Raw genomic sequence first — 13,362 nt, forward strand, 5'->3', positions numbered from 1 at the left:
TTCTACTTTTGCGATCATTTTTTCAAAAACCGTCACGAATCCAATTAGCTACCTATAACGAATGGAAAATCAATCAGTCGCACAGAAGCTTGAAGCGCTCGTAAAACTCCAGTCCATTGACAGTAATCTTGACGAACTTAAGAAACTACGAGGCGATTTGCCTGACGAGGTTCAGGACCTGGAAGATGAGATAGAAGGCTACAAGACTCGCCTTACCCGCCACGAGGCTGAGCTAAAGGAGATCGAAGAGAACAACAAGAAGCACAAGGAAGGTATCAAGGAAGCTGAGAAGCTTATCAAGAAATACACAGAGCAACAGAAGAACGTTAGGAATAATCGCGAATTTGACGCCATCACCAAAGAAATAGAACTCCAGGAACTGGAGATTCAGATCTGCGAAAAGCGAATCAAAGAGGGCAAAGAAAGCATCGTTCAGAAAAAAGAAGAGATCGAGAAAACCAATACGCTGATCAAAGAACGTGGCGAGCACCTCGACAACAAGAAGAAAGAGCTGAACGATATATTGGCTGAAAGCCAGGAAGAAGAAAAGAGACTTCTTTCAGAACGTGAAAAGGCTTCTAAGAAAATCGAAGACAAATTACTGAAGTATTACGAAAGACTGAGAGGCAGCCTCTCCAACGGACTGGCTGTAGTACGCGTAGTGCGTGGCGCTGCTGAAGGTTGTAACATTGTAATACCTCCACAAAAGATCGCTGAGATCCGTGAGAAAAAGAAAATTGTTATCGATGAACATTCTGGTCGTATCTTAGCAGACGTTGATATGGATTCCCTCGATGAAGGCGACAAACCTAAAACCGCTAAGACTGCTACACCTGCACCAAGCCGCAGAAAGAAAGTTGAATAACATTGTATTTTGTTTACATAAGAAGGCAAGCCTTTTCGCTTGCCTTTTTTTATGCGCATTACTCCCGGGCTATGCGCACGAGTGGACTTTTAATGCCACCACACAACAGGCCTATAACCTTGTGCTGAATCTGCAAACAGAAGAAGCACATGCACTTATACCCAACCCGGAAACGGCACAAGAACATTATGTAATAGCCTTGGCCGAAGCGTTGGAGTTACTCATCACCGAAGACGGAGAGAAATTCTCAGACTACGAAGACCTCTTTGAAAAGAGACGGGATCGAAAAACCAAATTTACCTCAGCCGATGATCTGCTGTTGCAGGCTGAGATCAGTTTACAGTGGGCCTTTGTGTACCTGAAATACGGACACGAGTTTGATGCCGCCCTTAATCTCCGGCAGGCCTATCAAACAACGGAAGAGATCAAGAAACGCTTTCCGAAATATATGGCCATCCATAAAACGGCCGGGCTACTGGAAATCATTATCGGGTCGGTGCCCGAAAAATATGATTGGGTATTGGGCCTCCTCAATATGGAAGGTTCTGTTGATAAAGGGTTGAAAGAACTTGAAAGCTTCAGTCAGTCAGATCACGTACTGGCTTTCGAAGCCAGTATACTCTATTCACTCACACAAGGTTTTGTTCTTCAACAGCCAGCTATTGGATTAGCAGAAGTGCGAAAAGATCTTAGCAGCAACCCAACCAATAAACTGGCACTCTTTCTGGGAGCAGCATTGGCCATTAAAAATTCCCAGAGCGAAGAGGCCTTCACCTTGCTGAACAACCTGGGCAATCAGCCGCTGAGTCTCCCACTCTACTATGCCGACTATCTGAAAGGTGAAGTATATCTGCACAAAGCCGAGTATCTCAACGCTATTTCATCGTATCGTTTTTTCATTAACAACTACAAAGGAGTAAACTATATTAAAGACGCCAACTATAAAATAGGACTTTGTTATTGGTTGAACGGAAACACCAGCGATGCAAAAGCGGTCTTTAAACAGGCAAAGACGCTCGGAAAAGAATCGGCCGAAGCAGATAAATATGCTGCGCGAAGCATGGCCGAAGATGAACTGCCTCACATTAAACTGACGCGTGCACGTTATTATACCGATGGCGGCTATTACCAAGAAGCCAGTAAACAACTAAATGCAATAGCACCAAAAGAGCTCTCCACCAAACGCGACCAAGTAGAATATGCCTATCGCAAAGCACGCGTTGCCCACAAAACCAACGACCTGGCTACTGCGAAAGAAGAATATCTGCAAACTATAAAGCTGAATGGTGAAGAGCCCTGGTATTTTGCTCCCAACGCAAGCCTGCAACTGGGCTATATAGCCGTAACGGAGAATAACATTCCCCTGGCCCGCGATTACTTCAGGCGTGCATTAAGCTATAAGAAGCACGAGTATAAAAACAGTATAGATAGTAAAGCTAAGTCGGCCCTGGCTCAGCTTAGCGATCGTAAATGATCGCGATCGTTATATCGCTCAATTGAAAATACTGAGCCGGTATAGTTGAGCACATAGAGGCACAGATTCTCGTGCTCGAACATATCCATACTCTTAAGCGGGTAGCGCAGCAGGTGCGTTAGCAAAATGCGGATAGCCCTGCCGTGCATACAAATGAGTATCAACTCTTCATTCGTCTTGCTCATAATATGATTTACAGCAGGCGTCATACGAACGATAACATCTTCAGGACTCTCTCCTCCTTCTATACGAAGCGATGTATTGCCTAACTGCCACTGCTTCATCATATAGTGATAGTACTCATCTTCCGAAGGTGATACCTTGAAGCCTTCTTTTGTGCCCCAGCTGATCTCGTTTAGTCCGGCAAGTTGCTCATGCGGAAGTCCCAGTTCTAAAAATCTCTTCACCGACTGATGCGTGCGCTTCAGCACAGAAGTATATACTTTCTGAAACGGAATGTGTTTATACGTTTCAAAGAAAGCCTGCGCCTGTGCTCTTCCGCGATCGTTCAGATCCGTATCAACACCACTGCCCTGTACAATATTCTGCAGGTTATAGTCGGTTTGTCCGTGGCGGATCAGGTAGATTTTTTTGCTGGTCAATTTTGCATTATTTTGGGCGCAAGTATAGCTAATCGCGGGCAGTTATCCGTTATCAGAAACAGTTATCACGATCAGTTTATCTGACACATGCCTCGTAAATTGCTATACGACAGACTTTAACCTTTCGAAGAATGGGCATTTTCAAAAATGTAACCGTTGAAGCTCTCAACAAATGGTCGCCAAACACCATGGCCGAAAATATAGGTATTGAATTTACTGCTGTAGGGGAAGATTACCTCGAAGCAAAAATGCCTGTTGATCATCGAACTCATCAACCTATGGGATTGTTACACGGTGGTGCCTCGGTAGCCCTGGCCGAAACAATGGGCAGCGTGGCCGCGATGTGTTGTGTTGATGCTACGAAACAGTATTGTGTAGGTCTGGAGATAAATGCCAATCACATTAAAAGCGCACGAAGCGGTTTTGTGAAGGGTATAACAAAAGCGATACACATCGGGAAGAAAACACAGGTATGGGAGATTCGTATTACCAGCGAAGACAATGAACTGGTATGCATCAGCAGAATTACCATGGCTGTTTTGGATAGAAAGAATTAAGGATGGAAAACGGAGCTTCGAGCGCAAACAAAACAACTTCAGTTTCATCTTCTCTGCAACGGGAAACTGAATACCTGGCAACCCTTATAAATTATGCCATTGAAAATCAATTTTCAGTTGCCGTGTGGCGGCTTCCTAATGATCCGGTAAAACACATTGTTATCTCGCGCAAGCCTCAATTGCTGAAACGCGAAGCAACCGTACTCGAAGAATTAGAGCAAGGTTTCATCTTTGCTCCGTTCGATCGAAACAGTGACACCATTTTTCTACCGGCCGACTATAAATTTACTTTCACAGATGGCACGCTGCGTGCACCAGAACATCCTATAGAAACCACCTCGCATACGTGGTTCGAAGAGAAATTCCAGCGTGTAGTACAATCCAAAGCTACTGCGTTTCATCATACGAAGAATACGGCTGCCAATAGCCCTACCGTGGCAGACTATATATCGCTGGTAACTACAGGCATACAGGAGATCGAAAAAGGAATTATGGAGAAGATAGTGCCTTCGCGCACAAAAGTGATCGACCTGCCGCTGGAGTTCGACATCGTCCAATCTTTTCAGAACCTCTGCCGGTCATATCCTAATGCCCTGATCTCCTTTGTAAGCTCTCCGGAAACCGGGAGCTGGCTGGGCGCGACACCCGAGGTACTGGTTGGTGTAGAAGACAAGAGCATATTTCGTACTGTAGCATTGGCCGGTACACAACCCTACCAGGAAGGTATAAATCTGAAGTCTGTTGCCTGGACGCAAAAAGAAATTGAAGAGCAGGCATTGGTAGAACGCTATGTGATCAGTTGCTTCAAGAAGATACGCGTTCGGGAGTATGATGAGCACGGTCCTAAAACTGTGGTAGCCGGAAACCTCATGCACCTCAAATCGGATTTCACTGTCGATATGAAGGCGATCGACTTCCCGCAGCTTGGCTCGGTAATGTTGCAACTCCTCCACCCTACTTCGGCTGTGTGCGGTATGCCGCTGGAACCAGCACTTGAATTTCTAAAGAAACACGAAGGCTATAACCGCCAGTTCTATGCGGGCTTTCTCGGGCCGGTAAATGTATCGGGCAATACAAACATCTTTGTAAACCTCCGGTGCATGCAATTGCTCGATAGCAAAGCTATACTATATGCCGGAGCCGGAGTTACGATCGACTCTATACCTGAACGGGAATGGAGTGAAACCGAGATCAAGTTCAACACCATGCTGAATATATTGAAGTAAGCCGGAAGAAAATCAGAGATACTTTCTTCCCGGCCTATGTTTTCTAAAGATAGCTCAACCACCAATACTCACGGTGATTCAGTTTATAGGTATCATACCACTTACATAGTGGATACAAGGCCAGCACTACTCCTATCCACACCAGGTACGTTACTCCCAGACTAAAACCATAACCTTTCAACGCGGGTGAATCCGTAACCCAGGTAGTAAAGGTCATGTCAGAAAATGTATACCCCGTAGCCAGTGCCGCCACTACGGCTATAATGTGAATGAGGTATAAATGCGCGATGTAATAGAACATCGGAACTCTTCCCAACGAGATCAGCGCCTGCGACAATTTTCCTTTATAGTTCTCGGATATCGCGAGGAAAACCAAAGCAGGTCCCAACGTAATAAGTATATATAGCAACGAAGGCGGATACTTCGTAACGTTCATAAACGAAAGGAATGTGACAACTCCGTTTCTTTGTACGCTCCACGGATTAGGATCACCATATATATTTACCAGGCGAAGGAGGATAAACAACACTATAGCACCACTGCCCATATATAACAGTATCTTCTTTCTGCGTTCAGCATCAAACGAAGATTGATAGAACGTTCCAAAGCAATAGCCTAACAACATCACCCCTGTCCAGGGTATAATCGGGTATCCTACAAATACAAAAGTAAACGGAAAGACAAATCCGCCCTGCTCATGCAGCAACGACCAGGCTAATGCATCAGCCCCTTCGCCTGACACGTGTATACCATCTAATGCATTATGACCTGCCACCAGTATAATACCGAGTGTCACAATCAATTTGAAAGGAAGGTGTATAAAGATCGACAAGGCGATCATACCGAATGCTAACGCCCAGATAACGGTGAGCGCGATAAGCGAGAAATGTATATTAAAAAACCAAGCGAAGTTGATCACCGTAAATTCTAGAACGATCAGCCACAGCCCACGCTTGAGCAGAAAAGCCGAGAGTTCTTTTTTCCCTTTGCGGCTTCCAACCATAAAAGCAGAAGTTCCTGCGAGGAATACAAACACCGGAGCACAAAAGTGAGTAACCCAGCGCGTAAAGAATAAAGTTACATTCGTCTTCTCCAGGTTCACCGGGTTATACAGAAAAGCATCTGCATGAAAGTAATCGCGCACATGATCCAGTGCCATAATTACCATTACTATACCACGCAGTAAATCAATGGATTCGATGCGTAAAGATTTTCCAACAGATAAAGTTCTCGGGGGCGTCAGGGTTGCAGCATTCATACGGGCGTGAAACTACTGATAAAAATTTCAGCGTTAGATTAAATGGGTGATATATATATTTCACTTCATCTTACGTAATGTGCAAGAAACAGGTTGGTATTTTTTACGCCACTTCCAGATCTTGGCTATAAATTTTTCGGGTCATAGATTTTAGTAACTGGAAGTCAATAGTTTATCGAAGCAGAAGAGCAATCTCCTCTACGAAAACAAAGCGTTTATCGTTGAAAATAATCGTCATCGCTCATTCATCAAACCCGATTTCAATCGTTACTGTAGATTTCATTGCTTCGGCATAGAATTTACGGAGTTTCTATTCGTTACTTTCAGGACAAATTTATGTTCATGAAGTTTATTTCAACAAAGGTGCATGGCGTGCTTGACTATCTGGTGGGGAGTTTGTTGATCTCGATTCCCTGGTTACTTGGATTTGCGGGTTATGGACAAGAAACATGGGTACTCGTTATTGCTGGTATCAGTATAATGATATACAGTTTGTTTACCCGATACGAAGCAGGTCTCATCAAGATATTGCCTGTTACAGCTCATCTCACATTCGACTTTGTACTGGGTATATGCCTGATCGTTTCTCCATGGATACTGGGGTTTGATGCGTTGGTCTACATTCCACATGTTGCTGCCGGAATTATAGCCCTGATGCTGGCAATCTTTACCCGCAGTTCCAGCGATGAAAGCCGCCTTCATGAACCCGGGCTTTTTGAACGTGGATACGAAGCCCGCACTTCCGAAGAACCCTGGGTAGCGGAAAAAGGACAGCGGGGTCCGTGGGTTACCCGATAAGCAGGTATATACTTCCTGTTATATGCGTTACCTCCAGAATGTTACTATATTAAAGATGGTGTAGTAGAAATATACCTGTATATACTTTGCCTAAGTATATACTTCAAACGATTGCTACTTTTTAAGAAAATATTTTATTTATATCATCAAACGATTGTTGGTTTACAAACTACTTCGAATAGTTTATATTTACTAACATGGTAAAAGTAGTTGTAGTTGATGATCACGCCCTCTCCCGTATAGGTTTTATAGCGCTTCTCAAAAGCGACCCCCGCTTCGAAATTGTGGGTGAATACAAGAATTTCAACCTCATCAAACCACATGTACCAACACTTAATACTCAGTTACTTTTTATAGATATATCGCTAAACAAACAGAGTGGGCTCGATGTGGCAAGCTATATCAAAAGCAACAACCCGTCAGTTAAGGTAGTTATCCTTACTTCGCTCAGTGAAGAATGCTATATTATGAGCGCGGTGGAATCGGATATCGATGGCTATATTCACAAAGATTCCGAACCATCGGAAATGCTGATGGGTATAGATCGCATATTGGAGGGAGAAAAATTCTATTCATTGGAGATATCCAACCGACTGATCAGTAATTTGCATAGGAAAAATTTTCGCGGCCTCCCCTTTCTTACTTCCAAGGAAAAAGAAATCATTCGCTATCTGATGGAAGGAAACTCTACCAAGGAGATAGCAGCTTTACTGGAAGTGAGCCCCCGCACCATCGATACACATCGCGCCAACATTCTGGGCAAATTCAATCTCAAAAACACCAACGAACTCATAACTAAAATCGCTGAACAAAAGATTCGTATCTGATTTTGTTAAATGCTTACAATGTATAGACTGCTATATATATACGTATCACCGAAACAGAATCAGGTATATAAACAACAACACCAGCAATACCGCTACGATCTGCCCTACACGACTGGTCTTTGTAAACTCGTACCGACATATCGGGCAAATTTTGCTTTTCCGATCTACCTGCATGGCACACGAAGGGCATTCTTTTGTTTTCATACCTTAAAGGTAGACATTAATGCGCTAAATGCTACCAACTAATTGATGCTGCTTATTAGATATATACTACCGCATAAAAAGTGATGAATTAAATGTATTAGATTCTTCATCAAAACTTACACTGGATATATATACCTTTAAACAAAATAGACGCGTCCGGTCAAATGAGTTTTCAAAATATAGCTATCGTGCTGCTGGATTTAACAATGAAGAATTTACTGGCTGATCCGGTCTTGCACATTCTTTCCATTCTGCTCTGTGTGGGTCTGGTAGTGAAACTACTGTTAGAATTTCGGAGAAATAAAGTTATACTTCAGGAACGAAGCAGCGCCCGAAAGTTTATCGATCAGCTCGATGATATTGGGTTCTTCGAAGAGATAGACAAAGGGGAATTTAAACTGGCATCGTACAGGTTACTGCGAAAAACATATTCTACTATACGCGAAACTTTGCTGCACACAAACGATCAACTGCTTGATGGACGGAAGTCTATACTAAACGAAGATCTGCACACTCTCCTCTCCAATACAGAAGAACTTCTCTTTCATCCGGCTATTGCACAGATGCTGCATGATACCGAAGAAATGAGAATCCAGAAACAAGGTCTCGATCAACTGTCAGGATTAAAAAGAAAATTCCATAGTATACTTTCTAAATATGACAGGTCTTATTAAGGAAAGAATTGAGTGCCGTTTCTACAACATCATAGATTGATATCGGCAACCTGTCTCCTCTCCTGCCCCGTCAAAACACATTCGCTGCAGTTCAGGAATATCATTTAACTTTACGGCTGCATGAAAGATTTCAAGAAATACTATAGCATACCGGCAACGCCTGAGTATGTATACCTGGCACTTACCAATCCGGTTACTATACAATTGTGGACGGGTGAAAAAGCAGAAATGTCGACTGAGCCGGATTCTGAGTTTTCGTTGTGGGACGGTAGCATCGTAGGACGAAATATAGCCTTTGAACCCGGAAAGAAGATTGTGCAGCAATGGTATTTTGGAGATCAGCCGGAAGAATCGATCGTGACCATTAAACTGCACGAAGCCGAGGGAGGAACTACTTCGGTGGAACTGCGTCATACCAACATTCCTGACCATGATTATGAAGATATAGTGGACGGATGGAACTCGATGTATTTCGGATCGCTACAGGAGTTTTACGAGGAATAAAAACAACTAGAAATACGTTATTCGTTTTACCTGCGAAGACTTATAGTAGTCAAATCGGGTAGAATTACTAAATTCGATACAGCAATTGTCTGTATCGTATGTTACCTGCTGCTACTTCTATTCTCGAAAAACATTATCCCTCACCGGAGCTACGCCATGTAGTAGAGGAATATACGTATCGTTGTATTACATTTTCTGCTCCGGGTTCCATTCAAAAAGAAATGCCTTGTCGCGCAGTTAACTCGCTCGACTTTTTCCTGGCTGGTCAATACAAGACATTTTATAGTGCTAACGATGAGTCTGTTCCATTCACACGTTGTACTATTCGGGGTCCGCGTACCCATCGGAAATTCAGGATCGAAATCAACGAAGATTTTGTTTGCTTTAGCGTACGCTTCAAACCAACCGGTATATATCAGCTGTTCGGTATACCGATGTCAGAATTTTGTGATCAGGCTGTTGATGCTTCGCTCATTTTACCTTCGATCATCAACATCACCGGGCAATTACTGGAATGTACAGATATAGCAACCTGTATAAAAGTCGTTGAACCGTTTCTGTTAGGACAACTTGCCCGCCAGCATGTCGATACAACCACGGTAGAGCTCTTAGCCAACATGATCCGTGAAGCGACTTCATCCAGTCGTATAGCGCAATTGTATAAAGATATACCTGCATCGAGTCGTAATCTCGAGCGCAGTTTTATGAAGGAAGTTGGTGTTTCTCCTAAAATGTATAGCAACCTGCTGCGGTTTGAAAAAGTAATGCAGGCCCGCAAAGCGCGGCCCGGTGAGAAATGGTCTGCTATTGCATACGATTTTCATTACTTCGACCAGATGCACCTGGTAAAGGATTTCAAGAAGTTTCTTCACATCACACCCGGAGCATTTCAGCCGGGCGATTTCGCTATCTGATCCATTGTCATTCTCCTATATTTGTTATCAGCAAAATCTTTCAGCATGAGTGAAAAACCGGAAGTATGGTTACGCGGTCCTGTAGAACATATACCAGCGTTGCTGCAACCAGTTGCCCATGCGTTGCTGCAGGCTGTAGAAGAAGCTGATAATACCCTGAAAGGATTTGACGATCAATATCTCTGGAAGAAACCGGCAGGTATGGCCTCCGTTGGATTTCATCTGCAACACTTAACAGGCGTGCTTGATCGCCTGTGTACCTACGCCCGTGGCGAAGCGCTGAATGAAGAGCAACTCAAAGCGCTCGCAGCCGAAGGACAATTTACCCTTGAATATACTTCGCAGATGTTGCTACAGAAATTTCGCGAACAGGTGCAACGAACCTTGATACAATTACAGAACACCCATGAAGAAGATCTTTTAAAAGCTCGAGGTGTTGGTCGCAAGCAGCTTCCTTCTACGGTGCAAGGCTTACTCTTTCACGCAGCCGAGCACACACAACGCCACATCGGTCAATTATTAGTTACGGTAAAGATTGCAAGCCTGGTATAGATAGCTATAGTCTATTTAGCTCCAATGGTTTTTAGATACAGCTCTTCCACTTTTGTTCTGGCCCACGGAGTTTTACGAAGAAATGTGAGGCTGGATTTTATACTGGGATTCTCATTGAAGCAACGGATCGTTATCATCGAGCCAAGTTCTCTCCAACCGTAGTGATCTACCAGGTGGCGTACAATCATCTCGAGTGTTATTCCATGTAATGGATTGTTTGGTTGATTCTCCATAGCTCCTACTCCTCTTCTTGTATAATCTGTTGTACTCTTCCTATCTGGCCATCTTCCAGGCGTACTTTTATACCGCGATGATGTACAGGAGCGCTGGTAAGTATATCTTTCACTACACCTTCGGTTAATATACCCGTTCGCTGATCTTTCTTCAGTACAATCTTTACAGGTGTGCCCTTCTTTATATTCGCACGAATTGTTCCGTTCATGCCTGCAAAGGTAACGAACACCGGGCATAGTAAAGCAACCCTTGCCCTGCACGCACCTATACTATATATCTTCACCGTTATCCTGATCAGATGCTGCTCCGAGCGTATGATCCGCTCGATACTGCATAATTTCAGGGTAAACTTTCAGTTTTTGACACACACCTTGCATCAACACACATCAGAATTATATTCCAAAAACAAGATTTTAACAGCTTAAAACAGGAAAATAAGACCAATTTCAAGCCACAAAACAGAATATTATTCCGAATAAGATAAATACTAAAAACAGACTACCGGCTTTCGTGTCAACATAATTTACTTCTTTTGGAAGGGCCTTTCCTGCAAAAGAAAATCCTGATACAGCAGCTTCTTACATTTCCTTACGTAATGTCTGGCAGCATCTCTTTGCTAAAGCCGCGTTGATTCCTTTCGCCACCTTTGTATTGTCAAACACAAACACTTTAATCAAAAAAATATGCGCTCAAAAATCACCGTTCTGTTCTTCGCCCTGGTTATGATGTCGGTAGCTGCTTTTGCTGATTCTCCTGCTTCATTAACCGTTCTGTCAACTTCAACCGCTCATGTTTACAAAATATTTTACAAAACCCGCGAAGCTGGTAAAGTAAAAGTATCGATCATCAACAGCAACAACCAGGTTGTGTTCACCGAAGTATTGAACAACGTTGCATCATTCGTACGTCCTTATAATTTCAGCGAACTTCCTGAAGGAGAATATACTATTGTACTGGAAGATAAAAATGGCAAGCAGGTTGAAAAAGTACAGTATGCCATGAACAAATTCACCAGCATCATTAAAGTTACTGAGAAAGCTAACGACTCTAACAAATATATATTGAACGTAGTAAGCAACAGCACTGATGTTGTATCGGTTAAGATCTTCGCTGCTGATGTTCTTTTACACGAGCAAACAGTAGAAGTTAACGGCAACTTTGGTTTGGTATATAACCTTGCCCAGGTACGTGCTAAAACTGATGCTGCTATCACATTCGTGGTAACTACGAAAGATGGTAAAACGCAAACCGTTCAGTTCTAATACTTCAACGGTATAGATACATAAAAAAGCCACCCGCGAGGTGGCTTTTCTATTTAGCTTTCATCTATACTTATGATCGGAACCACTTCCAGAATTTACCTAACCAGGTTTTGGGAGTTTTACTCATATCGTGAGCCGATATATCTACTACGGGTTCATTTACAAGGCGTGCAGGCTTGGTAGGTACCGATGCTTTTACGCGTTGCTGATAGTATAACGTTTTGCGTTCCTTCTCGCGCTTGATTTCTTCCTGGCGTTTTAGCTCTGCTTCACGCTGCTCACGTTCGCGCTGTATCGCTACAGGATTTTTACGCGGACGATTGTCAGGACGATCCTGTTTGAAAGGCTTTTTCCCCTGACGTGGTTGCTTGCGCGGACTATCTGATGCAGGCACCGCGTTCTCTTCTGAAGGTTGTTCTTCTGTTTTGATTTCTTTCTTCTTCGGCTGCGGCAGTTCAATCTTACCCAGCACCTTCAGTCCCGCCAGCTCTACTTTAGTAGCTTTGATCAGCTCTGGTTTTTCATCTATAGCGGCAGCTTCCGGCAAAACACTTTCTGTTGCTGCTTCCTGTGCGGCAGGTGCAACCGGTATTTCTTCTTCCGCTATAATGGCCGGTATAGATACCTCGGCTGTTGCTTCTGGTTCGGCTTCTGTTACTTCTTCTTCCGGGGTATGCAGCAATTCTTCCTTACGTTCAGGAGCAAAATGTTGCACGGCTAATTGCAAGGCTTCATCATTCAGGCGGGTATTGGTGTCGCCTTCAACATGTATATGGTTGGTTGCAAGAAGTTCAACTATATCGGCAGGTCTTACTGCCAGTTTTCTTGCCAGTTGTCCTAATCTCATGGATTATTACAGATTAAATCACGCTGCAAATATACCGAGAGATCAATTAAATGAAACTGCCGAACGGCATTAACGACAAGACTATCGCTGTTATTCACCCAAATTTCTACGCCACTGCTTCTTTTCAGATTGCTTCTTCTTCTTTTTGATGCGTTCCTGTACGGCACCTTTAGAAGGCTTGGTAGCTTTACGTGCCTTTTTCTTTTCGAAGGCTTTGGTTATTACTTTCTCAAATTTCGCTACGGCTTCTTCCTTGTTTTGTAACTGCGATCGCTTATCCTGCGAAATAATTATCAGTACACCATCGGTAGTAAGGCGTGAAGCCAGCTTCTGCAAAAGCAGTTCTTTCTCTTCCGGTGTAAGCACGGCAGAGTTTACCACATCGAACTTCGCGGTGACTTTTGTATTGACTTTATTTACGTTCTGACCGCCCGGTCCGCTGCTGCGAGAGGTACTAAACGCTAATTCTTTTGATAGTAGAGCCGGATCCATCCGACAAATATACAACGCCACCCCTGTGGAAAGAACGTGTTTACGGATTTATACCGCCATCTATAGCAAAGC

The 13,362-nt window shown here is 43.5% G+C and carries 18 protein-coding genes; 11 read left to right on the top strand and 7 right to left on the bottom strand.

Translation table 11 applies throughout. The features are described 5' to 3' along the window. Positions 1–61 precede the first annotated feature (61 nt). Positions 62–865 (top strand): zinc ribbon domain-containing protein, encoded by an 804-nt coding sequence (locus tag VIN08_RS16085; protein ID WP_331967124.1) that lies wholly within the window; start codon positions 62–64, stop codon positions 863–865. Continuing rightward, a complete protein-coding gene (locus VIN08_RS16090; RefSeq protein WP_331967126.1) occupies positions 858–2,339 on the top strand; it encodes a hypothetical protein in 1,482 nt (493 codons plus the stop codon). Before VIN08_RS16085 ends, VIN08_RS16090 begins: the two co-directional genes overlap by 8 nt. Here the strand turns inward: VIN08_RS16090 and VIN08_RS16095 are convergent. Next, positions 2,318–2,941, bottom strand: a complete 624-nt coding sequence (locus tag VIN08_RS16095) for a histidine phosphatase family protein (RefSeq protein ID WP_331967128.1) — start codon at positions 2,939–2,941, stop codon at positions 2,318–2,320. The genes VIN08_RS16090 and VIN08_RS16095 overlap by 22 nt on opposite strands. 131 nt (positions 2,942–3,072) lie before the next feature. On the opposite strand from VIN08_RS16095, the gene VIN08_RS16100 reads away from it, so the two are divergent. Both VIN08_RS16100 and VIN08_RS16105 read left to right on the top strand, forming a co-directional pair. Continuing rightward, entirely contained in the window at positions 3,073–3,498 is a 426-nt protein-coding gene (locus VIN08_RS16100) for a hotdog fold thioesterase (protein ID WP_331967130.1), read from the top strand. A 2-nt stretch (positions 3,499–3,500) separates the two neighbouring features. After that, complete coding sequence (locus tag VIN08_RS16105) at positions 3,501–4,724, top strand: chorismate-binding protein (protein WP_331967131.1); 1,224 nt, start codon at positions 3,501–3,503, stop codon at positions 4,722–4,724. Between the two features lie 43 nt (positions 4,725–4,767). Here VIN08_RS16105 and VIN08_RS16110 read toward each other — a convergent pair whose 3' ends face one another. Continuing rightward, entirely contained in the window at positions 4,768–5,982 is a 1,215-nt protein-coding gene (locus VIN08_RS16110; RefSeq protein ID WP_331967133.1) for a DUF1624 domain-containing protein, read from the bottom strand. Positions 5,983–6,324: 342 nt separating this feature from the next. Between VIN08_RS16110 and VIN08_RS16115 the strand changes: the two genes are divergently transcribed. Together VIN08_RS16115 and VIN08_RS16120 are read left to right on the top strand one after the other, a co-directional pair. Then, positions 6,325–6,780 (top strand): SPW repeat protein, encoded by a 456-nt coding sequence (locus VIN08_RS16115; RefSeq protein WP_331967135.1) that lies wholly within the window; start codon positions 6,325–6,327, stop codon positions 6,778–6,780. A gap of 197 nt (positions 6,781–6,977) precedes the next feature. Beyond that, positions 6,978–7,607 (top strand): response regulator transcription factor, encoded by a 630-nt coding sequence (locus VIN08_RS16120; protein WP_331967136.1) that lies wholly within the window; start codon positions 6,978–6,980, stop codon positions 7,605–7,607. A 45-nt stretch (positions 7,608–7,652) separates the two neighbouring features. Here VIN08_RS16120 and VIN08_RS16125 read toward each other — a convergent pair whose 3' ends face one another. Continuing rightward, a complete protein-coding gene (locus tag VIN08_RS16125; RefSeq protein WP_331967138.1) occupies positions 7,653–7,811 on the bottom strand; it encodes a hypothetical protein in 159 nt (52 codons plus the stop codon). Between the two features lie 164 nt (positions 7,812–7,975). On the opposite strand from VIN08_RS16125, the gene VIN08_RS16130 reads away from it, so the two are divergent. The 4 genes from VIN08_RS16130 (at position 7,976) to VIN08_RS16145 (ending at position 10,455) form a co-directional block, all read left to right on the top strand. Then, positions 7,976–8,485 carry a hypothetical protein gene (locus VIN08_RS16130; RefSeq protein ID WP_331967139.1) on the top strand — a complete coding sequence of 170 codons (510 nt, stop codon included), beginning with the start codon at positions 7,976–7,978 and terminating at the stop codon, positions 8,483–8,485. A 120-nt stretch (positions 8,486–8,605) separates the two neighbouring features. Next, positions 8,606–8,989 carry an SRPBCC family protein gene (locus VIN08_RS16135; RefSeq protein WP_331967141.1) on the top strand — a complete coding sequence of 128 codons (384 nt, stop codon included), beginning with the start codon at positions 8,606–8,608 and terminating at the stop codon, positions 8,987–8,989. 98 nt (positions 8,990–9,087) lie between these two features. Continuing rightward, positions 9,088–9,903: a helix-turn-helix domain-containing protein gene (locus VIN08_RS16140; RefSeq protein ID WP_331967143.1), complete on the top strand. Its 816-nt coding sequence runs from the start codon at positions 9,088–9,090 to the stop codon at positions 9,901–9,903. Between the two features lie 45 nt (positions 9,904–9,948). Continuing rightward, a complete protein-coding gene (locus tag VIN08_RS16145; RefSeq protein ID WP_331967145.1) occupies positions 9,949–10,455 on the top strand; it encodes a DinB family protein in 507 nt (168 codons plus the stop codon). Positions 10,456–10,466: 11 nt separating this feature from the next. On the opposite strand, the gene VIN08_RS16150 is transcribed toward VIN08_RS16145, so the two are convergent. Together VIN08_RS16150 and VIN08_RS16155 are read right to left on the bottom strand one after the other, a co-directional pair. Next, positions 10,467–10,688 (bottom strand): VF530 family protein, encoded by a 222-nt coding sequence (locus tag VIN08_RS16150; RefSeq protein ID WP_331967146.1) that lies wholly within the window; start codon positions 10,686–10,688, stop codon positions 10,467–10,469. 5 nt (positions 10,689–10,693) lie between these two features. Continuing rightward, complete coding sequence (locus VIN08_RS16155; RefSeq protein WP_331967148.1) at positions 10,694–10,897, bottom strand: YwbE family protein; 204 nt, start codon at positions 10,895–10,897, stop codon at positions 10,694–10,696. A 475-nt stretch (positions 10,898–11,372) separates the two neighbouring features. On the opposite strand from VIN08_RS16155, the gene VIN08_RS16160 reads away from it, so the two are divergent. Next, on the top strand, positions 11,373–11,951 hold the full coding sequence (locus VIN08_RS16160; RefSeq protein ID WP_331967149.1) for a hypothetical protein: 579 nt from the start codon (positions 11,373–11,375) through the stop codon (positions 11,949–11,951). Between the two features lie 70 nt (positions 11,952–12,021). On the opposite strand, the gene VIN08_RS16165 is transcribed toward VIN08_RS16160, so the two are convergent. After that, a complete protein-coding gene (locus VIN08_RS16165; protein ID WP_331967151.1) occupies positions 12,022–12,798 on the bottom strand; it encodes a hypothetical protein in 777 nt (258 codons plus the stop codon). A 90-nt stretch (positions 12,799–12,888) separates the two neighbouring features. Beyond that, on the bottom strand, positions 12,889–13,290 hold the full coding sequence (gene arfB / locus VIN08_RS16170; RefSeq protein ID WP_331967152.1) for an alternative ribosome rescue aminoacyl-tRNA hydrolase ArfB: 402 nt from the start codon (positions 13,288–13,290) through the stop codon (positions 12,889–12,891). Between the last annotated feature and the right edge of the window lie 72 nt (positions 13,291–13,362).

It is taken from the genome of Ohtaekwangia sp. (genome assembly GCF_036568665.1).
Classification (GTDB): domain Bacteria; phylum Bacteroidota; class Bacteroidia; order Cytophagales; family Cyclobacteriaceae; genus Ohtaekwangia.